Genomic DNA, 25,502 nt, shown 5'->3' with positions numbered 1-25,502 from the left:
AACTTGTCATTTATCACGGATAACTGGCATTATTTGTTTGCAGCTAACAGCACTTTCAACTTAAACCAGCCATCTTCATAGCTGCAATTCATTGCGCCGCCGTACTTTTCAGCAACCTGGGTGATGGACTTAAGTCCATAGCCATGCTTTACGTTATCTCCCTTTGTAGTTTTAGGTAGGTTATTCTTTCCAAAGAAACTACGCTTTTGATTGTTGCGAAGCTTTACATTTTCACTGTCAGAGTAATTATCACACTCTACGATGATAAATTGGTTTCTTTTGCGAACTGAAAGCGTAATAAGACGCTTTTCCTTATCAGCAACCTGCTGCGATGCCTCGATGGCATTGTCCAATATATTACCAAATAAAGAACATATATCCTTTACGTGGATATCTGACAGCAAATCACCATCAACCATTGCATTTAAAGTGATGTTCTTCTTTTGGCACTGAAGGCTCTTTGTAGTAAGCACCACATCAAGAACCTTGTTTCCAGTGTTCATAAAGGATTCCTGGATTGCAATTGCCTGTTCCATATCTGCAAGCACTTCTGAGCGACGATCCGGGTCATCCTCATTTTTAAGAGCCATGACATAGTGCTTCATGTCATGCATCTCCTTACGCAATGCTTCTGAATTATCTATTGCAAGCTTGTACTGCTCGTACTGCTTTTGAAAAAGCTGATTAATCTCTGTACTTTCCTTTCGAAGAGCCAGCTCGTTTCTGCGGCCCATCTCTGTCATAAGCATCAACATTCCTCCGAAATCTACCAAAGTACGAACATAAAGCATGTTCTCTGTGGCAGAGAATGGTGTTCTGCTATTTACAAAGCTGATGTTTGACATAATGAAAGCGCCAATACCTGTGGCGATAACACTAATCATCTCTTTATTGCTGATGTTAAGGTTTCTATTAGATGGCACATTGCCACGCTCGAATCTGTAGTAAACAATATAAGTTACAGTGTACACCAGGAGCATATTGAAAACAGATTCGCCCATACCTTCCTGCTCAGTAATTTTTACACTCCACACATAAAGCTGCTTGTAAAGGCTAGCAGCAAACTCTGCCAGTACAAATGCATGAGTCGTAAGAACCGCACAATCCCTAGGCTTTATATCCAAAACAATATAAAGTGAAAAGTACATAAGTCCTACTGCACCAATCATAGTAGGAATCCAAAAACCTAGTGGCAACAAACCCGCTATAAATTGAAATGCGACCAAGATAATAAATATAGCAATACAGTATATAGCAAATTCCTTATCATGCCTCTTTTTCTTGTATATATTAAAGTAAACAAAAACCGCTAGCCATTCAGCAATAGCGGTAAAAAGTCTTGGGGTGTCCTGTATATTAACAGGATTTAAAAATGCACTAAAATCCATTATAAAATGTCCTCCGTCAACGCAGCCATAAACTCTTTCTTTCTGGCGCGACTTATTGGAAGCATTACATCATTTGTTAATAAAACTTCCTCTTTTTGTACAGCCTCAACCTCTGATAGATTTATTAAATATGCATTATGGCACTTGCTGAAGCCATGGTCCATAAGCATCTCATCAAAACGCTTGAGAGGCCCCGCTGTAATGTAATCAGCATCCTTGCAATGTATTACCACATTGTTACGCTGACTTTCAATATAGATAATATTGTTGCAATCCAACTTCAGCTGTTTGTCATCAACAGCAACCTTTATATAAACATGCTGTTGCTTGGCCTGCACTCTGACTATTGCCTTATCAAAAATTTGCTCAAACTGATGATATGGCACTGGCTTTAATACATATCCTAGCGCATCCACTGCATAGCCCTGCACTGCATACTGAACTGTGGATGTGATAAAAATAATGATAACATCAGAATCCACCTGGCGAATTTTCTCTGCTGCTGCCATGCCATCCAGATGCTTCATCTGAATATCCAAAAGGATAATGTCAAACTGTCCCTTATAATCATCCACCAAATCTATTCCATCCGGCAGATATGTAATATTAAACTGCTGATTCTTTGCCGAACTGTATTTACTTATATAATTTTTTAAAACTGAAGCCTGCTCCAGCTCGTCTTCAACTATACAAACATTAATCATGCTATTAAAATAATACAAATTTGAATTGTGCGCAAGATTAAAAAAGGTCCTTGCCATAGGCAAGAACCTTAAAAATCTATTAGTCTTGAGACATTTTAGCAAGCTTTGCAGCCTGATCTGCTGCGATAAGTGCATCAAGGATTTCCTGGATGTCACCGTTCATAATCTTATCCAGCTTGTAAAGTGTAAGGTTGATACGGTGGTCTGTTACACGTCCCTGTGGGAAGTTGTATGTACGAATCTTTTCCGCACGGTCACCAGTACCAATCTGTGAGCGACGCTCTGCAGCTTCTGCATCCTGCTGCTTCTGAAGCTCTAAATCATAAAGCTTTGCACGAAGGAGTGCGAAAGCCTTTTCCTTATTCTGAAGCTGTGACTTTTCTGTCTGGCTGTAGATAACAATACCTGTTGGGTAGTGAGTAAGACGAACAGCTGAATCTGTTGTGTTGACACACTGACCACCATTACCTGAAGCACGCATTACGTCGATACGGATATCCTTTTCATCAATCTGGATATCTACTTCTTCTGCCTCTGGCATAACTGCTACTGAACATGTAGATGTCTGGATACGGCCCTGTGACTCTGTCTCTGGAACACGCTGTACACGATGTACACCTGACTCGTACTTAAGGATTGAGTATGCACCAGTTCCCTTAACCATGAACTCGATATTCTTCATACCACCGATACCTGTCTCGTCTGCTTCAAGAAGCTCAACCTTCCATCCACGTGACTCAACATAGTGTACGTACATACGGTAGATTTCTGCTGCAAAAAGAGCTGCTTCCTCTCCACCTGCACCTGCACGAATTTCCACGATAACGTTCTTATCATCATTAGGGTCCTTAGGAAGAAGTAAGATTTTAAGCTCCTGCTCAAGGCGCTCAACCTCTGCCTGAGATTCCTTCATCTCTTCCTTTGCAAGCTCCTTCATTTCCTCATCTGATTCAAGCTCGAGAAGCTCTAACGAATCCTGAATGTTCTGCTTGTGAGCTGAATACTGCTTGTAAGCCTCTACGATAGGTGCAAGCTCAGCCTGCTCCTTCATGAGTGCTCTAAATCTGGCATTATCATTAGCCACATCTGGCTCAGAAAGCAAGTTCATTACTTCCTCGTATCTTAATACTAAATCTTCTAATCTATCAAACATGCTAAAACCTCCATGTTATTAACCACTTTATTAACAGACACAATACACCTGCGTCGCTATAGATGTCCTTTAACGACTCTATCGTTGCCTGCTAAATCCTTTATTACTTCAACGTCCTTGAATCCTGCCTCTTTGAATAGTGCAGAAACATCAGGCCCCTGATCGTAGCCGATTTCAACTAAAAGCCAGCCACCATCGTTAAGATAATCCCCTGCCTCAGCAGTGATTTTCTTATAGAAGAAAAGGCCATCCTCTGTGCCATCTAATGCAAGACGAGGCTCATGATCCTTTACCTCCGGCTCCAACTCATCCACTACTGCAGATGGAATATATGGTGGATTTGATACGATGGCGTTGAACTTGCCACTAACTGGCTGGAACATATCGCCTTTAACAAAATCCGCCTTACGGCCTACAAGCCTAGCGCCATTCTCGCGAGCAACAGCAAGTGCTTCCTCCGAGATATCTACACCTATTCCTGAAAGCCCCTGGCCCAGGACAACAAGAGATAGAATAACACATCCGCTGCCAGTACACAAATCCAAAATATGGCTGCCACTAGGAATAACCTTAAGAGCCTCCTCTACGAGAGTCTCAGTGTCCTGACGAGGGATGAGAACATTTTCATTTACCCAAAATGTGATGCCCATAAAGTCCTGCTCTCCAGTGATGTGCTGGAGTGGCTCGTGGCCTGCTCTCCTTAAAAGGACATCCTTATATTTATAAAGAATATTATTATCGATTTCTTCTGATTGCTTCAGAAAATACTGAGCCTTTGAAAGACCGCTAACATATGAAAGAAGATACCAAGCGTCTATCTTTGCATCAGCGATATTTTCTGATTCCAGTAATACTATTCCTTTATCTAAAGCCTGTTTAAAAGTCATACCTAAAAACACTCCCTGTTTTCTTCGATGAATCCTTCCCAATCAAACACTGCTTCTACTGAGGCAATTCCAACCTCAATCATATCGTCGTCTGGCTCCATTACTGTAAGTCGCTGCAGCCATAGCCCTGGCTTTGAGAAAATGTTTACAAAGCCATTTTCATGACGTCCTGCAAGCCTAATGAACTCATAAGAAATACCAGCGATAACTGGAATAAGTAAAAGTCTTGCAATGAGCTTTACCCATGTGTTATCGAAAGAGATAAACATGAAAACAAAGACCGAAATAATGAATACTATGAAAATGAAGCTAGTTCCACATCTCTTGTGAAAACGTGTGGCTGTGCGAACATTTTCTACTGTAAGAGGCTTTCCTGCCTCGATACAATTAATGCATTTGTGCTCTGCACCGTGATACATAAAGGTACGCTTGATATCATCCATATGAGAAATCATCACGATGTAACCAATAAAAATACCGATACGAATAAGTCCTTCGATGAGAGCAATCAACGCCTGCGACTCAATATATTTGTTTAACCCAAGGGAAATAAAGTAAGGCAATGCAAAGAAAATACCAAGAGCAAGCACAAATGACAACACCAATGTGCCACCCATTTCAGCTTTTTCCTTTTTCTCAAGCTTTTTGAGCTCTTCCTCTGAAAGCTTTGATTTATCAACGGCATCCTCTTCGTCCTCGAAGAAGCTAGCTGAATACATAAGTGTGCTAAGGCCAATCACAAGTGAATCAATAAATGATACCATTCCTCTGATAATTGGAATCTTGTGCCATATGTCATTTATGTCTTTTGTATTTTTAACATCTACTGCAATAGATTTGTCTGGTGTACGAACTGCTACGGCATATTTGTTGCCGTTTCGCATCATGACGCCTTCCATTACAGCCTGTCCGCCTATGCCTGAATACTTCATTTTAAGCCCCCTACACGAAATAAAGGGCTGAGACGAATCTCAACCCTTAAAAGTCCAAATAAATGACTACTTTGCGTCAATACCATACTTCTTGTTGAACTTGTCAATACGTCCACGAGCCTGTGTAGCTTTCTGCTGGCCTGTGTAGAATGGATGACACTTTGAACAAATTTCTACGTGGATGCTCTCCTTTGTAGAACCTGTTACGAATGTGTTACCGCAGTTGCAAGTAACTGTAGCCTGGTAATAATCTGGATGGATACCCTGTCTCATTTAATTTCACCTCTCATAATAATTTTTTACAATTTCCAACTGTAATTTGTGAGATAAAAATCTCGAATACTGCTTAAATGCGAGGGTCTCGCATTTCATCCCGATTAACAGCTTCTCAAGTATAACATGGAATATACTAAAATACAACCCCTGTTTTACCATCTGATACTTCTTCCTGGTCTGAATCCTCCATGGTCTTCAGGCGACCAAAGAAATCTTCCAGCTTATCCATAAGTTCTTTTTTATCTATTGATTTAAGTATGTAGTCTTCTGGCCCTAAGCCAACGGCTCTTATAACCATATCTCTATCGCTCTTGCCAGTCAAGAACATTACCGGAATATTTCTAGAGCCTGGGTCTTCTTTTAACATTCGAAAAACTGTAGGGCCATCCATTGATGGCATCTCACAATCCAATAAAATCAAATCTACGTTTTGCGAATTGTCCATCAACCAGTGAATAGCCTTTGTACCAGCGTCAAGCATAGTAATCTGATATCTGTCCTTCATCCACTCATGAAGCATTCGCATATATGTAGCGTCATCATCTACTATTAGAATATGTCGCTGTCTGGCTGGTTTGATTTCGCCCCCTAATGCCTTTTCCAATGTATCCAGCAAGGCATCCATATCAACAGGCCTATTAAACCATCCTACAATTGCCGATTTAGGGATGATTTCTGTAGCCTTTTCATACTCCGCTTCTTCCCCTACAAGTATAAGCAAACGTTCCTGCTCCAAGCATAGCTTCCTCATTTCATTTAAAAAATCTTCTCCGCTTGGAGTATAAATCTCATCATCCAAATAGTAGATTATTGGCTCACTCTCATCAATAGCCTCCTCAATCTGAAAAATACTTGGACGAACTGGCACTCCCTCAATTCCTGATTCTTGCAGCTTTTTTTGAATTCCCATTACTGAAAAGCTGGACTTTGAACTGATAAGCGCAACTTTACTTTGCTTTTCATTTGAAAATCCGTAATCCATTAGTTACCCCCATTGTTAAGCATTTTTTTAGCTGATTCAACAACACCCTCATAATCAAGCTTCTGTAAAAGCTCTCGTACATGTTTCATTTCCGATTCTACATTTTCCGGCATAGCATATTCATCTAATGAATCTAAAACCATCTCTGTAGATGTGTAATCACAAACGCTGGCCATTTCTATAATTGAATAAATAGCATCCTTCAATTCCCCTGGATCCAACGTTTTCTTTGTTTCTTTTACTTCTTTATATGAATTTTCCAGGCTTAGGTATTCTCTTATTAATTCCTTGTGATGAGATTTTATATAATCCCAGTCGTTTTCATTTCCCGCCTTTTCCAAAGCTTCCGCTTTACTTGAAATGGACATTTCACCTATCAATCTAGCTGTGCTCTTCAGTCCATGAACCTTGATAGTGTAGTTTTTAATATCTTCTGCTTCTAACAATTGATCCAGATTCTTTGCTGTTTCTTGAATCGTGGATACAAATATTTTTATTAAAGCTTTTCTTTCCTCATCATTCGTTGTTAAGGATTTATTATTTTTTATATCACTGATTGATTTCTTTACTATCTTTTCTGCCGGTACGTATTTTGTCAGCACCTGTTCCAGAGCTTCTGCATCTATTGGTTTAGTCAAATAATCGTTAAATCCCTTTGATATATAAAAGTCTTTAGCTCCTGCGATAGCATTTGCCGTCAAAGCAATTACTGCCGTGGACTCATCTATCATTTGTCGCTTTTTCAGAATCTCCAGCGTTTCTACGCCATCCATATCAGGCATCATATGATCCATGAAAATGATATCGTAGTGTTTTTCCTCTATTCTTGAAAGAGATTCTGGCCCTGATTCTGCCAAATCAGGAATGAAATCATAGACCTTCATAAGGTTCTTGGCTACCACCAGATTCATTTCATAATCATCTACAACTATAATGTTGGCTTTCGGCATAGATGGATAAGTATACTTATTCCTTCGCATATAGCTGCGCTTAACACGTTTTCTATAATCTCCCAGCGGCTCATCATTAATGATTCCCTGTCTGATAACAAACGAGAAAGTGGAACCCTGTCCATACACACTTTCCACTTTCAGGTCGCTTCCCATCAGCTTAAGAATTTCTATTACAATTGGTATTCCCAGTCCAGTACCCTCTATGTTTCTATTGCGCTCCTCCTCTATTCTAGTAAATGAAGCAGATAGCTTTTCCATATCCTCAGGCTTAATACCAATTCCAGTATCCTGCACACTTACGCCAATATCAATTGCTCCATCTGATCTGGATTCTTCCCATATATTAAGGGTTATTACACCTACTTCAGTGTATTTTACAGCATTTGTAAGCAAGTTATTGATAACCTGCCCCAATCTGACATCATCGCCAAACAAAGTAGTAGGTAGATTGGTATCTACATTTACATCCATCCTCAGGCCCTTTGATTTAGCTCTAGTAGTTACAGCCGTAACAAACCCATTTATCATTGTGGCCAAATCGTACTCAACCTGGATTATCTCCATCTTGCCCTCTTCCAGCTTTGAGTAATCCAATACACTGTTTACCTGGGCCAATAGTGCCTTTCCTGCCTGTTTGACATTAGTTGCATACTCAACTATCTGTTCATCTGTGCTTTCCCTAATAATCATTTCATTCATACCAAGGATAGCATTAATAGGCGTTCTTACCTCATGTGACATGTTTGCTAAGAACTGGCTTTTTGCCTTACTTGCAGAATCTATAGCATCTAGCTGACGTTGCATAAACTCATTCATGCTATTTATTTCTTTTATAACATTCTGTGCAATTCTAAGTGCCACAATAATGGCAAAGATTAAAAAAATGGAAAAAACAACGATTAGTTTAATGAATTGATTTCTACTAAGCGTGCCGTCAGAAATGACGGCAACTGAAGCTAGTAGTGCCCCCACTACAATAAATAATACTACTGTTACAATTAAAATCATTTTAATGTAAACAGATTTCATACCTCACCCCATAAGTATATCCATCACCGCTTCATATACCTGATCACTACGTACCTTCCAATTGTTACATAGTGTTTCAGCTTGCTCCTTTGAGCCTACATGAAAGCTTAAATCCATGGTCGGAACATCGTTTTCCGTAATACGAAGCTGTACAACATAGCCACCCCTATCAGCTTTGAAGTACGTTGCCTTGTAGGAATTCTCTTCCTTCATGGAAATGGAATTGACCTTTAGATATTTGTTAATATCCTTTGAAAGAGCTGGAGAAATCTTTTCTTTGAATAGCTCCAAGGTCTTTACACCATCATCTGTAATTGAATAGGTCGTATTGTTATGATTAGTTTTCGAAAAAATCAGCCCTGCTTCCTCATCGTCGCTGATGGCTTGCTGGGCTGTGAAATAATCAGTCAAATCACCCTCTAGAAAGAAGTCTGTGATTTGACTGTTGCTAAGCGGGAAACCACTACGATGTAATAATTCTAGTATTGTAATCTTGTATATTAAATTTGGTTCTGCCATGATTTTCCTCACTAACTACTTATAACTTATTTGATTTAAACCAATGCTTTAATTGCATTTGCTACTGCTACTGCAACACGTGGATCAAAAGCCTCTGGCAAAATGAAATCATCGCAAAGATTCTCTTCGTCAACAAGACCGGCAATAGTTTCTGCTGCTGCCAATTTCATTTCTTCTGTGATGGCTGTAGCTCTCGCTTCAAGGGCGCCCCTAAAAATACCAGGGAATGCAACTACATTGTTAACCTGATTAGGAAAATCAGAACGTCCTGTACCAATTACCCTAGCTCCTGCTTCCTTTGCTTCGTCAGGCATAATCTCTGGTGTAGGGTTGGCCATAGCAAAAAGAATTGAATTCTTTGCCATAGATGCAACCATTTCCTTTGATACGATGCCTGGAGCTGAAACACCAACAAAAATGTCCGCACCAACTAAGGCATCCTTAAGTGTACCAGTCTTATGTGAAAGGTTCGTGACGTTGGTCATTTCTTTTTGCATCCAATTAAGATTTGGATAGTCCGGACCAATGATTCCTTCCCTATCACACATTGTGACATCCTTAAATCCATATCTAAGAAGAAGCTTTGTAATGGCTATTCCTGCAGAACCTGCACCATTAACTACTACCTTGCAATCTTCTTTTTTCTTGTTAACTACCTTTAACGCATTGATAATGCCAGCAAGTACAACAATTGCTGTACCATGCTGATCATCATGAAATACTGGAATATCAAGCTCCTTTTTAAGACGCTCTTCGATTTCGAAGCAACGTGGAGCAGAAATATCCTCAAGATTGATTCCACCAAATGTTGGAGCAATAGCCTTTACTGCAGCAACTATTTCGTCTGGATCCTGAGTATTTAAAACGATAGGAAATGCATTAACACCACCGAACTCCTTGAACAATACGCACTTGCCTTCCATAACTGGCATTGCTGCAAGTGGTCCAATATTTCCAAGGCCAAGGACAGCAGAACCGTCAGATACAACAGCTACTGTGTTTGCTTTAAGTGTATAGCTATACGCTGCTTCTGGGTCTTCAGCAATGATTCGGCATGGAGCTGCAACGCCTGGAGTGTAAGCGATCGATAAATCCTCTCTGCTTTTAACTGGCGCCTTTGCACATGTCTCGATTTTACCGTTCCACTGCTTGTGTAAAAATACCGCTGTTTCGTCTACTGATGCCATGATTTCCCTCCTTGAATATCAATTGAATTAGATAACTCTCTTACGAATAATCATATCGATATATTCGTCATTGCTCTTTGTGTGAGCAAACATATTAAGAATAGTTTCAACGGCGTCTTCTTTTCTGGCACCATTGATTGCTTTTCTCATAATTTCCATTGCATCAAGCTCTTTTCTTGAAAGAAGAAGATCTTCTCTACGAGTACCAGAACCTGTGATATCAATAGCTGGGAATATTCTCTTTTCTGAAAGCTTTCTATCAAGAATAAGCTCCATGTTACCTGTACCCTTAAATTCCTCGAATACAACGTCATCCATCTTGGAACCTGTATCTACAAGTGCTGTAGCAAGGATTGTAAGGGAACCGCCTTCACGCATGTTTCTGGCTGCACCAAAGAACTTCTTTGGCATGTGAAGAGCTGCAGGATCAAGACCACCTGAAAGTGTACGGCCTGATGGCTGTACTGTAAGGTTGTATGCGCGGGCAAGACGTGTGATAGAATCCAAAAGAATCATAACGTCCTGGCCATGCTCTACTAATCTCTTTGCTCTTTCAATAACCATTTCTGAAACACGCTTGTGGTGTTCTGGACTCTCATCGAATGTTGAATAGATAACTTCAACGTTTTTGCTGTTTCTCATAGTGTCCTTCATGTCTGTAACTTCCTCAGGACGCTCGTCGATAAGCAAAATGATAAGATGCATATCTGGATGTGAGTAATTAACTGATGTAGCAACTTCTTTAAGAAGTGTTGTCTTACCTGCCTTTGGCTGGGAAACGATCATACCACGCTGTCCCTTACCAATTGGGCTAACTAAATCAACGATACGCATTGCAACTGAGCTGCGCTGTCTTTCAAGACGAATACGTTCATTTGGGAAAATAGGTGTTAAATCCTCGAAATTAGGACGCTTACTAGCTCTTGAAGGATCGTAACCGTTGATTGAATCTATAATCATAAGAGCAGCGAACTTATCTGTAGGGTTGTTGAAACGCTTCTTACCTATGATAATATCGCCTGTCTTAAGGTTAAACTTTTTGATTTGTGACTGACTAACATATACATCGTCTGTACCTGGCATGTAGTTGTCACATCTGATGAAACCAAAGCCGTCGCCCATTACCTCAAGAATTCCACTTGCTGGAATAAGATTGTCCATAGGGATGTCCGCTGGAACCTCTGTCTTGTCAGCCTTCTCAGATTTTTCAGCCTTCTCTGGTCTCTCCTGTCTTTCTGTTCTTTCTACCTTTTTTGGTCTTTCAGCCTTTTCTACTGGCTCAGACTTTTCTGCAGATGCAGCTTCGTTCTGCTTGTCAATTTCGTCCTGTGCAAGCATAGCTTCTACCAAATCTGCTTTTTTCATTGCTGATGCGCCTTTTATTCCCCTAGCTTTTGCTAAGTCGCGCAAAATTGTTACTGATAAACTTTCATATTTTTCTCTCATCTAACTCTCCTTAATAAAATAAAAAACGTCATGGAAATAAAAGTCGAATCGACTAACGAATAACTTTGATGATAGTTGCATTATATAACCAAAATCTTCATCTGTCCATAACTTTATTTTAGGCCAAGCGCTCTAGCTTAGGCTCAAAGAATTCCTCTAATTTGTTGATTGGAACTGGTGCTGCGTATTTATATCCCTGGATATATTCGAATCCTAGACCTATAGAAAGTTCAGCCTGTTTGTTGTTCTCAACACCTTCTACAAGTACTACTAATCCATGGCTCTTAAACACATCAACCATATTTTGAATCAATCTAAGCAAAATAGGGTCATCCATTGATTTATATAGTAAGCTCTTATCGAACTTAATTGTTCTAAATGGTAAGCTGACAATTCTTTCAAGGTTAGAATAACCTGTTCCAAAATCATCAAGATAAAAATGTACGCCTGCGGCATTAAACTCTTCCATGTTGTGACTGATTGCTTCGATTTCGTCACTGGTCATAGATTCTGTCATTTCAAGACGAATTTTATCACATGTAATGCCATTATTTTTGATGATATCAATCAATTCATCATGCAAGCAGTAATCCATAAACTCAGAAAGGGATACATTTACAGATACAGCTTCAAAATTGTAGTAATCCTGAATCTCGTATATCTTTGCACACACCTTGTTAAGAATAATTCTTGTAAGAGTATGAATGCATCCAACCTTTTCAGCCAAAGGAATGAAAATATCTGGTGATATCAATCTACCATGAACCTCAAGGCGCATTAATGCTTCAGCATTTCTATAGTTGTTATTTGTAACATCAAAAATAGGTTGCACATAAACTACAACTCTTGGGTCCAATAAATCGTCCTTGTTTCTGATATCAACAATGACTCTCTCAATCTCCTTTTGCTCCATGCAGATGTTGTAATCAGAAAGTGTCGCCTCATAGACTCTCACTTTCTTTTTAGCTGCCTTGTCGAACAAGAAGTTAGAATATGCGTCAAGCGTCTGTAAATCACACTTTTCTAAATCATTTTTAATAACAACCATTCTGTATTCTGGGCTGTTTGAATATTCCCAACTCGACATAGCATCGTCAAGATCTTTCTTAACAAGCTCAATCGTCTCTCTTGTGATATGCTCGCTATTATTTGGGAAAATGATGCCATATGTAAACTCATTGATAGAGTAAACTCTAGCGTCTGGATTGTGATGTTCCAGATTTCTAATCTGTGCAGATATTCTACGCTTAGCAACATACATAAGCTCATAGTTATCTACAACCTCAAGACGAGGGAACTTAATATAGATGAAACCAATATGCTTTCCATTTTTACTCTTCTTTTGAAGCGACAAAAGATGAGCTTCGAAAGCCTGCTTATTTTGGCAGCCTGTCACCTCATCGTACAAAATGCTATGGAAAGTAATATAGCAAAGCATAAATGGAACTACATATGTAACACTAAGGATTACATACTGTGGCTGTATCATTTGAATAACCAGTGTAAGTATTTCAAATGGTACAAATATGAATATAAGGTTCATAAGAACTCTTGGGATTTCATTTCTATTCTGAAAGGCTGAAAGCATAATAAGTACAACATCAAGCAATGCAAACCAAACATTAATACTAGACCATTCAGTGAATTTGTAAGCTCCATCAATAACAGTTACATAACTATCAGAGATAAATACTCCTCCTACAACAACCATGTAAATTGCGATGAAGACAATAACAACAACATTTAACGTATCTAAATTTTCTCTTTGCTTTAAACTAAGCAAATGTATATAGGAAAACAATAAAACGAGAATTCCAAGATAGGTGACATAATAAAACAGCACAGACATCCTAAATAAGAATCCTTCTAAGGCTGTATCAAAGCTCAAAAGGAAAATGGATGCCATGTGCAAAATAATATTAGCCACTGATAAGATTTGACCATAAAAAACAACGGAAAGGACAGCGGTCCTCCTTGGTTTGGTGGCCACTGTCAAATAAAGCATTACAAGTGCTATTAGTAAGTCTACTCTCTCTGCTGCAATATTAAATCCGTTGATTAACATAACAAAATTCTGCCCTTTAATTTATATTTTGCTTATTCCTGTAGAGATTCCATGATAGGTGGTATAAGCTGTTTCTTTCTAGAAACTACACCATCTAAAATGTAGCTATCTGCAGCAACAGGCATTCTAAATGCATCGGCAATTATTTTGTCAGCCTCCCCGCCAACGAATAGAAGCTCTGTTGATTCATTAAGGATGTCTGTAAGCATTACAAATACTGCATTCAAATCTGATGAATTAAGCACAGAATCCATGTACTTTCTGATTTCACCCTTAATTGAATTAAGCTGCCCCTTTGATACTGAACTTACCTGGGCAACTCCAAACTTTGTGTCTCCGCTAGTGAAGATCTTGTAATCCTGATGGAAGATCTGCTCAGCTGTACGGTCTTTGAAATCGCTGCCTGCTTCAAACATAGAAGTTGCAAGCTCTGTAACATCAACACCAGCAATCTTAGCAAGCTCTCTTGCTCTCTCTTCGTCTATTGGTGTACATGTTGGTGACCTAAACATCAAAGTATCTGAAAGGATTGCTGAGCAAAGTACACCAGCAATTTCCTTTGGAATTTGTACTCCTCTTTCCTGGAACATCAGCGATACAATTGTGGCTGTAGAGCCAAGTGGCTGATTTCTGAAAAGAATTGGTGAAACAGTTTCAAGTGAACCAAGTCTGTGGTGGTCGATGATTTCAAGTACTTCTGCCTGATCAATACCATCTACTGCCTGAGACTTTTCATTGTGGTCTACTAAAATAACCTTCTTCTTTTGCATATTTAAAAGAAGACGACGTGAAACCATTCCAATGTAATGTCTGTTTTCATCGAGGATTGGGAAATCTCGATGACGAACTGTTTTCATAACTTCTCTAACATCATCTACATAATCGTCTAACTCAAAGCTGATAATGTCTTCCTTCTGCATGAACTGACGGATAGGCATTGACTGATGAATAAGACGAGCAACTGTAAATGTGTCGTACTCAGTAGTGATAAGCACTACCTGGTGATCTATAGCTGCCTTTTCAACCTCAGGATCTACTGATGAAGCGCCACAAACTACTAAGCAGCTACATCCTGCTTCGATACAGATGAGCTGACGAGCTGTGATATTACCAACAATAACAAGGTCGTCTCTGTTGATATCTTCTTTAAGATCCTCTCTGTTGTTTGATGCAATAACTACAGAACCTTTTACAAAATATGCATGTGGATTTCCTGTAACAAGACGTCCACTAAGTGTACTAATAATATTTGAGAACTGTGTACGTGCTCTTGAAAGGATGCTGTTGTCGTATACATCCATGTATGAGTACGCAATATCTCCGTTTACGATTACACCTTCAAGCTTGCCTGTCTTTGCAATAACTGGAAGTGTAACAACGTCTCTCTCAAGCATGATTTCCCATGCCTTCTTAAGAGAAATATGACCATCAACGCCCTCGAGCTGTCTGTACTCAATATCCATGAGCTGAGCTCCAACGTCTGATATTGTTTCTGGCTCCTGAACGCCAAAACGGTCCAATACGTAACGAGTCTCTTTATTGAGCTCGCCCGCTTTCTTTGGTATATAATTTACTCCTGTGCCAAGTGCATTTTTAAGGTATGCATATCCTATAGCGGCACAAATACTGTCGGTATCAGGGTTCTTGTGTCCGATAATAAAAACTGAATTCGGCATAATCCCTCCATCTATTCTATCTTAAAATAATCCTATCGAGAGAATAAGTGATGCAATAGATACCCCCATTGTTAATACAAGTAGAACAATAACTACAACTGAAAGCTTCTTTAATGAGCTGTAATGCTCGATGGCTTTAGTAGCCTGCTCCTCGCTATTGTCATGTTCCTTTAATAAATCCTGAATCAAACGATATAAATGAACTGATTCTGAGTGCGTTTTCTCGGAAAGCTCGTTTTGAATATTATCCAAACCATCTGATACATTTTTAAGTGTATCCTGAAGATTTCTATTGTGGGTCTCGTAGGACTCTTGATTATCACTCACTTGGCCCTTAATGTCAATCTCTAATTGATCCATGTTGTTTTTAACAACCTGCATCATACGGTCTACCTGAGTTTCTACATCAGCGACAAGGCTATCTGCCTCCTGCTGCTTTCTTGAAAGCTCTTCCTGTAGCTTAACATTAATTGCTTCTTTCTCTCTAACTAAAGCTTCTAACTCTGCAGCCTTACGCTCTTTCTGAGCAATGAGTTGCTGTAACTGTGTTGCCTTCTCACGGAATGCGTCAATCTGTGCTAAAAGTAAATCTTCTCCGTTGTCAACAACTGGCTGTGCAACAGGCTTTTCAGCTGCTCCCTCTACATTAATGTTTTCCATAGCACTCTCCTCCTATGTTAAAATGTAAATTTGTCTGCAAAATATGCATCCAAATCTGCAATCGCAATTCTTTCCTGCTCCATAGAATCACGATGACGAATTGTAACCATATGGTCTTCTTCTGAATCAAAGTCATATGTGATACAGAATGGTGTTCCGATTTCGTCCATACGACGATATCTCTTACCGATTGTTCCTCTGTCGTCAAATTCGCAGTTATATTTCTTTGAAAGCTCTGTAAATACTTTTTCAGCGCCTTCGTTGAGCTTCTTTGAAAGTGGAAGCACACCAATCTTTACTGGTGCAAGAGCTGGGTGGAAGTGAAGAACTGTACGAACATCACTCTTTCCATCCTTACCAACCTCTTCCTCATCGTATGCTGCGCAAAGGAATGCAAGAACAACACGATCAGCACCAAGAGATGGCTCAATTACGTATGGTAAGTACTTTTCATTTGTCTCATCGTCGAAGTATGTAAGGTCCTGACCAGATACGTTCTGATGCTGTGTAAGGTCGTAGTCTGTACGGCTAGCGATACCCCAAAGCTCACCCCAACCAAATGGGAATAAGTACTCGATATCTGTTGTACCTGTTGAGTAGAATGAAAGCTCCTCTGGATCGTGGTCACGAAGTCTCATTTCGTCTTCCTTCATGCCGAGGCTTGTAAGCCAATCACGGCAGAAGCTTCTCCAGTACTGGAACCACTCATCCTGTGTACCAGGCTTGCAGAAGAACTCAAGCTCCATCTGCTCGAACTCACGAGTACGGAATGTGAAGTTACCAGGTGTAATCTCGTTACGGAATGACTTACCAATCTGGCCAATACCAAATGGAACCTTCTTACGAGATGTACGCTGAACATTCTTGAAGTTTACGAAAATACCCTGTGCTGTCTCAGGACGAAGGTAAACTGTGTTCTTAGCATCCTCAGTAACACCCTGGAATGTCTTGAACATAAGGTTGAACTCACGAATGTCTGTGAAGTTGTGCTTGCCACATGTAGGACATGGAACGTTGTTGCTATCGATGAAATCCTTCATCTCTTCCTTGCTCCAACCATCAACTGATGACTTAAGCTCGATACCCTTTTCAGCAGCAAAATCCTCAATGATTTTATCAGCTCTAAATCTTTCGTGACATTCCTTACAATCCATAAGTGGATCTGAGAATGAACCAAGGTGACCAGAAGCGATCCATGTCTGTGGATTCATAAGAATCGCACAATCAACACCTACGTTGTATGGATTTTCCTGAACGAATTTCTGCCACCAAGCTTTTTTTACGTTATTCTTAAGCTCAACGCCAAGATTACCGTAATCCCATGTATTAGCAAGACCACCGTAAATCTCGGAACCTGCATATACAAAGCCTCTTGCTTTAGCAAGAGCAATAATTTTGTCCATTGTTTTTTCCATGATTATGTTCCCTTCTAATATTATTCCAAAGTATATATAACATATACTAAATCTGAAGCATCCTCATTCCCATCAGCTTGGGAAATTGTAACTGTGTCAGCTTCTACCAAATCAACATTGGCATTTGATATATATGTAATTGTGCCAGGCACAACAACAGTAACGTTTTCTTTGACAATGGCCACCTGCATGCCAGCGAATAAGCTGTCAGTGTCCACCACCTGTGCTTCCCCTACTACATTATCAGCTACGGTTGAGAAAAGCTCACCAAAATCGTAGCCAGCGGAAACTGCATCTTCGTAAGAAGCATCAAAAGTTTCATAAGAAGTGAAAGCTGTGTAGCAATCAGCATCCTTATATGTAGTTTTAATGTAGGCTTCGTCACCTTTAACAGAAAGCTTGTTAAGCTTGATTGCTTCCTCGCCATAGGTTTCGTTGAAGCTACTTATTAAATCATTTGTGTAGCTTTTAAGCTCCGATTTTGAATATGTATCTGAATCAAAATCAATCACTTCTTCAAAAACGACCTGTCCATTTTTCTGGAAAGTAATGGTAGAAGTGTCGGCTGTGTTACCTGAACCAATCAGCCCACCTAATAATTTTACAATAAGTGTAATGAGAAGTGCAAAAATACAAATGCAAACAACACCTAGAATAATGCGATTGCGCATTACCTCGCGCTGTCTTCTTTTCCTACGAGCTTCCTGAAGCTCCCTAGCAGCAACTCCTTGTCTTGTAGGACTTTTTGCACTATTACGACTCCGCATGCCAGAACCCTGGCGGGGTCTGTTATTAGTCATAGAAATTCCTCGCTCTTATATTTATGCGACCTATAGTTTAATCTATAGCCGTCTAAAATTCTAGTTAATTCTTCTTCAGTTTCCTCATTCAACACAAAAGTATACAACTTTTCAATGGTTGAGGAAACTATAAATTGCATTGTATACAGTGTTGAGCTGGAAATATTTGAACCTGCTTCTAAATTTGCACACTCCTTGCAGAGCATTCCATGTCTTTTCAACGAAAAGGCCGTTAAATTTTCCTTTTTCCCGCAACATGTACAATTAAATACATTAGGATATTCACCATCTATTACCCAGGTTTTTAAATCGTAGATGTTTTTCAGAAGGCGATGGCTAAATTTGCCTGATTCTAAGGCTTTCAAGCTCTGATACAAAAGAGCCAGTCTATTTCGTTCATCCATTCCCTCCACTGAGAGAAAATCAGCTACCTCCAAAAAGTACGAGCCCAGGCACACCTTATCATAATCCAAGACCAAATCCCTGAAGTAATTGGAGATATTGGCTTTGCTGATATGGTAGGAATTTCGGCCTTCGAAAGCATCAAAAACTCCAAAACAAAATGGTGAACATGCAGCAACAAGTGGATTGTTTGGCCTTCTTGCTCCTTTGGCAAAAGCTGTGATTCGTCCTGCCTCCTTTGTAAGGATAACAAGGCGCTTATCAAATTCACCAACATCAGAGCTGGAAAGCACTAATCCTGTCAGGGTAACCAGTCCCATTTATCCTAAATCCTCTTTCTTATAACCGAAAGTCTTTAAATCGTACTCGCTTTCTCTCCAATCCTTTTTAACCTTAACAAACAGCTTAAGATTAACCTTTGCTTCAAGAAGCTTTTCGATTTCGTAACGAGCATTTGTACCGATTTTTTTGATCATGGCACCGCCCTTACCAATAATGATTCCCTTGTGTGAGTTTTTCTCGCAGACAATTGTTGCTTCGATATCCCACATTGGACGCTTACCAGGGCGTTCCTTCATGGAATCAATAAGAATTCCTATTCCGTGTGGAACTTCGTCATTTAAAGCATGAAGAGATTTTTCACGGATAATCTCTGCTGTAATTTCTCTGAGAGTCTGATTTGTAACAGTCTCAGGGTCATAGAAGGCAGGTCCTTCTGGTAAATATTTAAATATAGTAGAAAGAAGATCTTCACAGCCTTCTCCATGTAAAGCAGAAACTGGAACAACCTCAACAAAATCACATAAATCCTTGAAGGCTGAAATTGTCTCTCCCACTTTTACACCATCAGCCATGTCAATCTTGTTGATAACTAACATTACTGGAGCATCTACTGTGGATAAAAGCTCGGCAATTTTCTTATCTCCGGCGCCAACCTTTGTATCAGGCTCTACAAGCCAAAGAATCAAATCAACATCGTTGATTGTGCTTTTAGCTGCAGACATCATGTATTCGCCAAGCTTATTCTTAGCTTCGTGCATACCTGGTGTATCCAAGAATACGATTTGACCAACTTCCTCATCTGTATAAACAGTTTGGATTCTGTTTCTTGTTGTCTGTGGCTTGTTACTTGTAATAGCAATCTTCTGCCCTATGATATGGTTCATCAAAGTGCTCTTACCAACATTTGGTCGACCAACTATAGTAACGAAACCCGATTTAAAATTATCACTCATTCTAAATTCCTCTTAACTAATATAAATTCTCTACTACGGTAAATAGCTTCGCATTCGCTTCCACCACCGATTCATTGCCTACGACACAGATGTAGCGTTGTGACATAGCAGCGTCTACTGGCTCAGCCAAGGCTCTGATATCCTCTACTGTTGCGTCTAAGACTTCGTCTCTAGTGCGTTGCAAATCCTCGTAGCTAATGCCTGATATGTAGCAATTCAATCCACGAAGGCCACGCTGCGAAGGTGTAAGTGGTGTATCCATACCACTTATAGTACCTATAATGTACTTTGTCATATCTCTATCGTCAGCATCGAAGTTTCTAAGATAATCACCTGTCTCTTCGAATACCTTAAGAGTCTCAGCTAGGTTTGGATCACGATATGAAACAAACACCATATCACCCTGGCGACTTGAATTCATATTGCAACCATATGCACCACCCTGAACACGAACCTTAATCCAGAAATAGTCATAACCAAGGATTGTATTGAGAAGCTTATAGCTTCCATTATATTTATATCCTGATTTAACAAAATCGCCAGCCATTGCTACATATTGAATCTGAGAAGCATCCTTAAGGGCCTCCTTTACTGGATGAACCTCAAACTCATTATCTCCCTCGAAAGAAAGCTTTTCCTGAGAAAGTAATGGTCTTATATCATTGACAAGCCTTCTTGCCTGATTCAGTACCTCTGTCTTACCAGTAGATGATATTATCAATCTATCCTTTGCAAATATTGTTTTGCACATTTTATTAAGTTTAGATATAATTTCATCTTTTCTATCGTCGAAGTTTTCTTCAAGATCTACCAGGAATCTGTAGAATCGAACTCCATTTGCTAAATCTGAAATATTGGCCTTCTTTGAGAAACCGCATCTTGCTCTTGTAGCAGCCACCTGATTGCCTCTTGAATTGAGGATTGATTCCATGTGGGATTTCTCTGCTACGATAAGCTCCTTTAATCTCTTTTCATCCGAGAATAAGGTATTGCATATCATTTCCATTGCAAGATCTTTGGCCACATCCGCTTCTTCATAAATGAATTTCGAACGAACCTCAAAGGTGATGCGATATTTATCATGCTCACCAAACACTTCATGAACTGCTGTAGTGGTGGTGATGCCACCAGTATGAAGATACATTTCATTAGTGTAATCGGCGTATGTATAATGCTTTGTATCCATCAATCCGATGAATCGTTCCAGCAATGATACATATGGAATATCTGATAATGTAATATCGCTAATATCGAAAACCATATTGAAATAATGGATTCCATTTGTACTAACCTTGTGATGAAGAATTGTTGTTCCATCCTCATCATATACCGCCAAATCAATAGGACGCGCTTCTCTTGTAAGGTCGAATCTGGAAAGCATAGGTATCTTTGCCAAATCCTCCTTTGAACTAGGAGTCTCCTGGTATTCCTTTAGATGAGCTGTATGTTCAACAATCTGCTTAATTTCTTCCTTTGAAAGACTAGCCTTTTTAGCAGCAAGCTTTTCCTTTAATTCATTGTCATCTGCTGCTGTAAGTCCCTGCTTTGGTCTAAGAGTAACGACAGATTTATGATTGTTTGAAAGCAAATAAACATCGGCAATATAATCAAAAAGCCCGTTATTAACTCTGGTTTTAATTTTATCTAATACTTCGACAGCATGTAGATGAAGGAACGGCTGATTCTTATCGTATAACCAGCTATCAAGAAGCTGAAGTCCAATGATAAGTCCCTTTGGTGCACTACCAAAGTCAAGCTCTCTAGCTCTAAACTGTTCGCCATTTATTGCAGCAAAAAGAGTCTTTTTATCAATACCCTTTTTGATTTCCTCTTGAAGTGTAGTCTCGATAATATCTACAAAGCGGTCTCTGTCCTCTTCGTTTGCTCCACGTGCTACTACTGAAAAATACATCTGACGCTGAGACGATTCAAATGAGCACTCAACATCCTCTGCAATATTCGCATCAATAAGTGCTTTATATAAAGGAGCACCCGGTGCAGAAACAAGAGCATAATTTAATATATCGAAGGCTCGATACATGTTTGGATCAAGAACATCGCCTATACAAACATTGTAAGAAAGATAAGCATTGTTCTTTGTATCCTGGTCTGCCCCGATTGGATAATCTACTGTAACCTCTACAGGCTTATCAAAGGCAGGCTGCATGTTTATCTCTGAATCTACCTCCAGGTAATCGTAGTGGCGAAGATATTTTGTATCCAAATACTCAAGTAAATCATCGATATCCACATCACCATAAACATAGATGTATGAATTGCTTGGATGATAATACTTGCTGTGGAAGGCAAGGAAATCCTCGTATGTAAGACTAGGAATAACCTTTGGGTCACCGCCTGATTCAATAGCGTAAGTTGTGTCCGGGAAAAGAGAATTAAGAATCTGACGTGAAAGCACATCATCAGGTGATGAATATGCGCCCTTCATCTCATTATAAACAACGCCGTTGATTGTTAAGTCGCTGTCCTCATTTTCCATTTCATAATGCCAGCCCTCCTGTTCAAATATCTCACGGTATTTGTAGATATTTGGGTGGAAAACCGCATCCATATATACATCGATAAGATTCATATAGTCAGTATTATTTGTGCTGGCTATAGGATAAACTGTCTTATCTGGATATGTCATTGCATTAAGGAATGTATTAAGGCTTCCCTTTACAAGCTCAACAAATGGGTCCTTTACAGGATATTTGTCTGAACCACAAAGCACTGTGTGTTCAACGATGTGAGCCACACCGGTAGAATCCTTTGGTGGAGTTCTAAAACCTATATAAAATACTTTGTTTGTATCATCATTTGAAATAAAACAAATTCTAGCTTTTGTTTTCTTATGTTCAAATATGAAGCCTAATGAATCTAATCCCTCTAGCTTTTCTTCTTTAAGTAATTCGTATGCCTTGTTCAAATTAATGCCTTTCTATTGTGTGATATGTACATCTAGCTGATTGTAGCAAATTTCGATTCCCGATTTATCAAATCTATTTTTAATTTCTTCTAATGTGTTCCATTTTGTAGTCCAGTAATTGTCTATATCCACTGGGAATCTCAAACCAATCTGTACAGCACTTTCTCCAAGCTCTGCTACAAAAACCTGAATAGGAGAAATCTCAAGCCTATGCTCTGCCTTTTCCGCAATGTCCTGAAGGATTTCTTTTGCCTTTGCAATATCAGAGCCATAGCTGATACCCACCGTTTCGTTAAACAAACGATAGCTTTGAGCTGTGCAGTTTGTAAGTGATGTAGCTGAAAGTGTTCCATTTGGAATCTGAACCAAACGGCCATCCAGCATCTTTAGAGTAGTGTAGATGATGTTGATTTTATCAACTGTACCTTCCTGCCCTGAAGCATGCTCAATAATGTAATCCCCAACTCTAAATGGATGCATAACAAGGATAAGTATGCCACCTGCAAAATTTGACAAAGCTCCCTGTAAAGCAAGACCTATTGTAACCCCAAGGCCTGCTACAGCTGCAGATATTGATGTAGTTGTAACACCAAATAAGCCGAGAATAATTGTCAGTAGAATTATGTATAGAATCCATTTAAGAACAGACTCAAGAAATGTCTCCACACCTGGATCAACTTCCTTAAGGTTCATAGCTTTATGAAAAAGCTTGATTATACCTTTAATAATACGGGTTCCAATGAAAAAAACTATAAGCGCAAGAACTGCACTCCAAAAGAAGCTCCAAAACTTTGGTATCATGGCTTCAAGCTGCTGCTGAAGCACACCAGACTGTATGTCTTCCACTAGTTCATCCGCTGTAACTGTCTCTACTGTGTCCATAACACCCTCCATGTATTTACAATCTGTTATATTGTATCATATTTACTGACATGAAAAAAGCGGCAGGAACTCCTGCCGCCTCAAAGTAATATAACTATTAACTAGTCATATTTAGAAATATCATGCTTTTCTTTTATTGCTACTCCAATTGTTAAAAGCACCAACAACAATCCAAGCATTGCAATAACCATCGCTGTTCTCTCCAGAACATCAAACATTTCTTTTGTTTCACCAGCTTTAGCAACATCTTCATCATCAATGTCTATGACATCTGCAGCTGTAGGTGTTTGAGTATCTTCGATTGCAACTTCATTATTTCCATTGGCTGCTTCATTATTCTGGTTTCCGCCTGCTGCACCGCCTGCCTGTCCCTGGCCATTTCCATTTGCCGTGCCGCCAGCCTGGCCATTACCTGCCACTTCTCTAACTGCTGCTGGAACAAATTGATAAGTCATTTGCCCTTCACCTTCAACCACACCATATGATGTGGAAGTGGTTGTATTATAGATTGTCTGGCCACCAGATGATGCCTTAGTATATGTAAATACAAATTCGTCATTTTCCTTTAAGCTTGTAGTATGAAGATTTAAAGCGTTTGGAATATATCCATCTATGTATTTATATGGAACATATACTTCATCACCAATGGCTCCGTAAAAGGTATTCTGCTGAGCAAGTGCATTTCCTGCGCCGTCCAAATACTTAACTGTATATGGAACAACTGCTCCTACTCCATAAGCTACAACATAGGAATTGTCTTTTGTAACTGAGAAAGTAGATTCAGAAACAACATCGTTTGATCCACTGATTCTCATTCCCTTTACATAGTACTTATCGTTTGAATCATCAGGTATTTCCACTGCTGATTTAGGATTGAAGGAAATCTGGTCATTGTATTTAAGACCCTTGATTATAACCGAATCCTTATTTGACGAAACAGAAACCTCATCACTTGCACTTACAATTGTCAACGAATCTGACATATCTGAAACAAAAGCTGCGCCTATTTCCTCTGTACCACCACGAATTATACTTATTTGATATGTGTACTCTTCAGCTCTCACCCAAATAGGCGAAATAAGAGAACATAACATGGTCATTATTAAACTAAATCCGAATAATCTTTTTAATTTCTTCATATCACGCTACCTTCTCTCTATTATTTTTTGAGATCCAAAAGTAACTAATTACAAGTAATAATCCTATAAGTAACATCATGCTACATACAATAATAGGAATAATGGAATCTCCTGTCTGAGGGCTTCCAAGTGTATTAGTATTAGCAAGTGGAACTGCTGGCTCCTCTAATACTACTACCTGGCTTCCTCCTGGTATGGTGTACACTACTCGCTTTGTTTCAGAAGTGTTTACTACTACATTCTCAGGTGATGTTTGCTTCTCAGCTCCAAACCTTACATCTAGCTGTGCAAGCTTTTGCATGTAATCGTTATCCTGTGAATTTCCATCAAGCTTGATTTCTATAACAACTGTTCCACTGGCCTGACTTGCTAATGAACCTACGCTCATAAATGCGTTTTCGCCATTTTTCAATCCGCCCTGAACCTGTTTCAAGCCAACTACTGTAGTGTTATCGCCACCTACGGTTTCACTATCATATAAGACGTTTGTGTTGCCATTTAAGGTGTAACTAATCTTGTAAGAATAGGCACCGCCACTGATATTTGCTGAGCTTCCATCTGCATTTTTTTCTTCCAGCGATGCAATTACATCTGTACTTAAGTAGAAATCTGTAGTTGCGCTAGAGTTGTTTTTGTAATTAACCTGAAATACTACTGTGTCCCCAGGCATTACACTGGTAATGGTGGATTTATCCACATTGTAGTCTGAGCTAAATCCCTGTCCATCATATTCAACATTCCATCCTGTTGTTTGTGTAGCTGCATTAGATTCAAAACTTGTTGTCATCAGCCCTGCCACTGTAACTACTAGAGCAAGGACTGTATTAAAAATTCTCTTTTTCATCT

Annotated in this window: 22 protein-coding genes; all 22 read right to left on the bottom strand. The window is 39.4% G+C overall.

Annotated elements, in window-relative coordinates; genetic code table 11:
• Positions 1-29 precede the first annotated feature (29 nt).
• The 22 genes from BMY66_RS06375 to BMY66_RS06270 all read right to left on the bottom strand — a co-directional run bounded on the left by BMY66_RS06375 (position 30) and on the right by BMY66_RS06270 (position 25,500).
• Positions 30-1,226: an ATP-binding protein gene (locus BMY66_RS06375; RefSeq protein ID WP_177175596.1), complete on the bottom strand. Its 1,197-nt coding sequence runs from the start codon at positions 1,224-1,226 to the stop codon at positions 30-32.
• Between the two features lie 161 nt (positions 1,227-1,387).
• On the bottom strand, positions 1,388-2,092 hold the full coding sequence (locus BMY66_RS06370) for a LytR/AlgR family response regulator transcription factor (protein WP_090394596.1): 705 nt from the start codon (positions 2,090-2,092) through the stop codon (positions 1,388-1,390).
• A 79-nt stretch (positions 2,093-2,171) separates the two neighbouring features.
• Positions 2,172-3,245 carry a peptide chain release factor 1 gene (gene prfA, locus BMY66_RS06365; protein ID WP_044933709.1) on the bottom strand — a complete coding sequence of 358 codons (1,074 nt, stop codon included), beginning with the start codon at positions 3,243-3,245 and terminating at the stop codon, positions 2,172-2,174.
• Positions 3,246-3,301: 56 nt separating this feature from the next.
• The gene (gene prmC, locus BMY66_RS06360; RefSeq protein ID WP_044933707.1) at positions 3,302-4,132 is read right to left on the bottom strand and encodes a peptide chain release factor N(5)-glutamine methyltransferase; all 831 of its coding nucleotides are present in this window, start codon (positions 4,130-4,132) and stop codon (positions 3,302-3,304) included.
• A 2-nt stretch (positions 4,133-4,134) separates the two neighbouring features.
• A complete protein-coding gene (locus BMY66_RS06355) occupies positions 4,135-5,064 on the bottom strand; it encodes a DUF1385 domain-containing protein (RefSeq protein ID WP_044933705.1) in 930 nt (309 codons plus the stop codon).
• Positions 5,065-5,130: 66 nt separating this feature from the next.
• Positions 5,131-5,337, bottom strand: a complete 207-nt coding sequence (rpmE, locus tag BMY66_RS06350; protein ID WP_015550865.1) for a 50S ribosomal protein L31 — start codon at positions 5,335-5,337, stop codon at positions 5,131-5,133.
• Positions 5,338-5,473: 136 nt separating this feature from the next.
• Positions 5,474-6,322 (bottom strand): response regulator, encoded by an 849-nt coding sequence (locus BMY66_RS06345; protein ID WP_090394563.1) that lies wholly within the window; start codon positions 6,320-6,322, stop codon positions 5,474-5,476.
• Positions 6,322-8,304, bottom strand: a complete 1,983-nt coding sequence (locus BMY66_RS06340; protein ID WP_090394562.1) for an ATP-binding protein — start codon at positions 8,302-8,304, stop codon at positions 6,322-6,324. The genes BMY66_RS06345 and BMY66_RS06340 overlap by 1 nt, the downstream gene beginning before the upstream one ends.
• 3 nt (positions 8,305-8,307) lie before the next feature.
• Entirely contained in the window at positions 8,308-8,823 is a 516-nt protein-coding gene (locus BMY66_RS06335; protein ID WP_033153787.1) for a DUF4364 family protein, read from the bottom strand.
• A gap of 35 nt (positions 8,824-8,858) precedes the next feature.
• The gene (locus tag BMY66_RS06330) at positions 8,859-10,010 is read right to left on the bottom strand and encodes an NAD(P)-dependent malic enzyme (protein ID WP_090394561.1); all 1,152 of its coding nucleotides are present in this window, start codon (positions 10,008-10,010) and stop codon (positions 8,859-8,861) included.
• A 27-nt stretch (positions 10,011-10,037) separates the two neighbouring features.
• On the bottom strand, positions 10,038-11,456 hold the full coding sequence (gene rho / locus BMY66_RS06325; RefSeq protein WP_033153785.1) for a transcription termination factor Rho: 1,419 nt from the start codon (positions 11,454-11,456) through the stop codon (positions 10,038-10,040).
• 118 nt (positions 11,457-11,574) lie between these two features.
• A complete protein-coding gene (locus BMY66_RS06320; protein WP_049960213.1) occupies positions 11,575-13,521 on the bottom strand; it encodes an EAL domain-containing protein in 1,947 nt (648 codons plus the stop codon).
• Positions 13,522-13,553: 32 nt separating this feature from the next.
• Complete coding sequence (locus tag BMY66_RS06315; protein WP_090394560.1) at positions 13,554-15,197, bottom strand: putative manganese-dependent inorganic diphosphatase; 1,644 nt, start codon at positions 15,195-15,197, stop codon at positions 13,554-13,556.
• Positions 15,198-15,218: 21 nt separating this feature from the next.
• Positions 15,219-15,857 (bottom strand): coiled-coil domain-containing protein, encoded by a 639-nt coding sequence (locus BMY66_RS06310; RefSeq protein ID WP_090394559.1) that lies wholly within the window; start codon positions 15,855-15,857, stop codon positions 15,219-15,221.
• 17 nt (positions 15,858-15,874) lie between these two features.
• A complete protein-coding gene (locus BMY66_RS06305) occupies positions 15,875-17,272 on the bottom strand; it encodes a glycine--tRNA ligase (RefSeq protein ID WP_090394558.1) in 1,398 nt (465 codons plus the stop codon).
• Positions 17,273-17,292: 20 nt separating this feature from the next.
• Complete coding sequence (locus BMY66_RS06300; protein ID WP_044933692.1) at positions 17,293-18,072, bottom strand: hypothetical protein; 780 nt, start codon at positions 18,070-18,072, stop codon at positions 17,293-17,295.
• Positions 18,069-18,794, bottom strand: coding sequence for a DNA repair protein RecO (recO, locus tag BMY66_RS06295; protein WP_074788857.1), 726 nt, complete (start codon positions 18,792-18,794; stop codon positions 18,069-18,071). Before recO ends, BMY66_RS06300 begins: the two co-directional genes overlap by 4 nt.
• The gene (gene era / locus BMY66_RS06290) at positions 18,795-19,709 is read right to left on the bottom strand and encodes a GTPase Era (RefSeq protein ID WP_090394557.1); all 915 of its coding nucleotides are present in this window, start codon (positions 19,707-19,709) and stop codon (positions 18,795-18,797) included.
• Between the two features lie 16 nt (positions 19,710-19,725).
• Positions 19,726-22,635, bottom strand: coding sequence for an insulinase family protein (locus BMY66_RS06285; protein ID WP_330387074.1), 2,910 nt, complete (start codon positions 22,633-22,635; stop codon positions 19,726-19,728).
• A gap of 12 nt (positions 22,636-22,647) precedes the next feature.
• On the bottom strand, positions 22,648-23,517 hold the full coding sequence (locus BMY66_RS06280; protein WP_177175595.1) for a mechanosensitive ion channel family protein: 870 nt from the start codon (positions 23,515-23,517) through the stop codon (positions 22,648-22,650).
• A 101-nt stretch (positions 23,518-23,618) separates the two neighbouring features.
• Positions 23,619-24,656, bottom strand: a complete 1,038-nt coding sequence (locus BMY66_RS06275) for a MucBP domain-containing protein (protein ID WP_090394554.1) — start codon at positions 24,654-24,656, stop codon at positions 23,619-23,621.
• Position 24,657: 1 nt separating this feature from the next.
• Positions 24,658-25,500 carry a hypothetical protein gene (locus BMY66_RS06270; protein WP_090394553.1) on the bottom strand — a complete coding sequence of 281 codons (843 nt, stop codon included), beginning with the start codon at positions 25,498-25,500 and terminating at the stop codon, positions 24,658-24,660.
• Positions 25,501-25,502: the final 2 nt, after the last annotated feature.

The sequence above is a fragment of the Pseudobutyrivibrio sp. C4 genome, from assembly GCF_900111635.1.
GTDB classification, from domain to species: Bacteria; Bacillota; Clostridia; order Lachnospirales; family Lachnospiraceae; genus Pseudobutyrivibrio; species Pseudobutyrivibrio ruminis.
This window is presented reverse-complemented; position numbering and strand designations above follow the sequence as displayed.

Coding starts and splice junctions, on each gene's coding strand:
- BMY66_RS06370 (WP_090394596.1), bottom strand. CDS start 2,092: ATGATTAATGTTTGTATAGTTGAAGACGAGCTGGAGCAGGCTTCAGTT.
- prfA (WP_044933709.1), bottom strand. CDS start 3,245: ATGTTTGATAGATTAGAAGATTTAGTATTAAGATACGAGGAAGTAATG.
- prmC (WP_044933707.1), bottom strand. CDS start 4,132: ATGACTTTTAAACAGGCTTTAGATAAAGGAATAGTATTACTGGAATCA.
- BMY66_RS06355 (WP_044933705.1), bottom strand. CDS start 5,064: ATGAAGTATTCAGGCATAGGCGGACAGGCTGTAATGGAAGGCGTCATG.
- rpmE (WP_015550865.1), bottom strand. CDS start 5,337: ATGAGACAGGGTATCCATCCAGATTATTACCAGGCTACAGTTACTTGC.
- BMY66_RS06345 (WP_090394563.1), bottom strand. CDS start 6,322: ATGGATTACGGATTTTCAAATGAAAAGCAAAGTAAAGTTGCGCTTATC.
- BMY66_RS06340 (WP_090394562.1), bottom strand. CDS start 8,304: ATGAAATCTGTTTACATTAAAATGATTTTAATTGTAACAGTAGTATTA.
- BMY66_RS06335 (WP_033153787.1), bottom strand. CDS start 8,823: ATGGCAGAACCAAATTTAATATACAAGATTACAATACTAGAATTATTA.
- BMY66_RS06330 (WP_090394561.1), bottom strand. CDS start 10,010: ATGGCATCAGTAGACGAAACAGCGGTATTTTTACACAAGCAGTGGAAC.
- rho (WP_033153785.1), bottom strand. CDS start 11,456: ATGAGAGAAAAATATGAAAGTTTATCAGTAACAATTTTGCGCGACTTA.
- BMY66_RS06320 (WP_049960213.1), bottom strand. CDS start 13,521: ATGTTAATCAACGGATTTAATATTGCAGCAGAGAGAGTAGACTTACTA.
- BMY66_RS06315 (WP_090394560.1), bottom strand. CDS start 15,197: ATGCCGAATTCAGTTTTTATTATCGGACACAAGAACCCTGATACCGAC.
- BMY66_RS06310 (WP_090394559.1), bottom strand. CDS start 15,857: ATGGAAAACATTAATGTAGAGGGAGCAGCTGAAAAGCCTGTTGCACAG.
- BMY66_RS06305 (WP_090394558.1), bottom strand. CDS start 17,272: ATGGAAAAAACAATGGACAAAATTATTGCTCTTGCTAAAGCAAGAGGC.
- BMY66_RS06300 (WP_044933692.1), bottom strand. CDS start 18,072: ATGACTAATAACAGACCCCGCCAGGGTTCTGGCATGCGGAGTCGTAAT.
- recO (WP_074788857.1), bottom strand. CDS start 18,794: ATGGGACTGGTTACCCTGACAGGATTAGTGCTTTCCAGCTCTGATGTT.
- era (WP_090394557.1), bottom strand. CDS start 19,709: ATGAGTGATAATTTTAAATCGGGTTTCGTTACTATAGTTGGTCGACCA.
- BMY66_RS06280 (WP_177175595.1), bottom strand. CDS start 23,517: ATGGACACAGTAGAGACAGTTACAGCGGATGAACTAGTGGAAGACATA.
- BMY66_RS06275 (WP_090394554.1), bottom strand. CDS start 24,656: ATGAAGAAATTAAAAAGATTATTCGGATTTAGTTTAATAATGACCATG.
- BMY66_RS06270 (WP_090394553.1), bottom strand. CDS start 25,500: ATGAAAAAGAGAATTTTTAATACAGTCCTTGCTCTAGTAGTTACAGTG.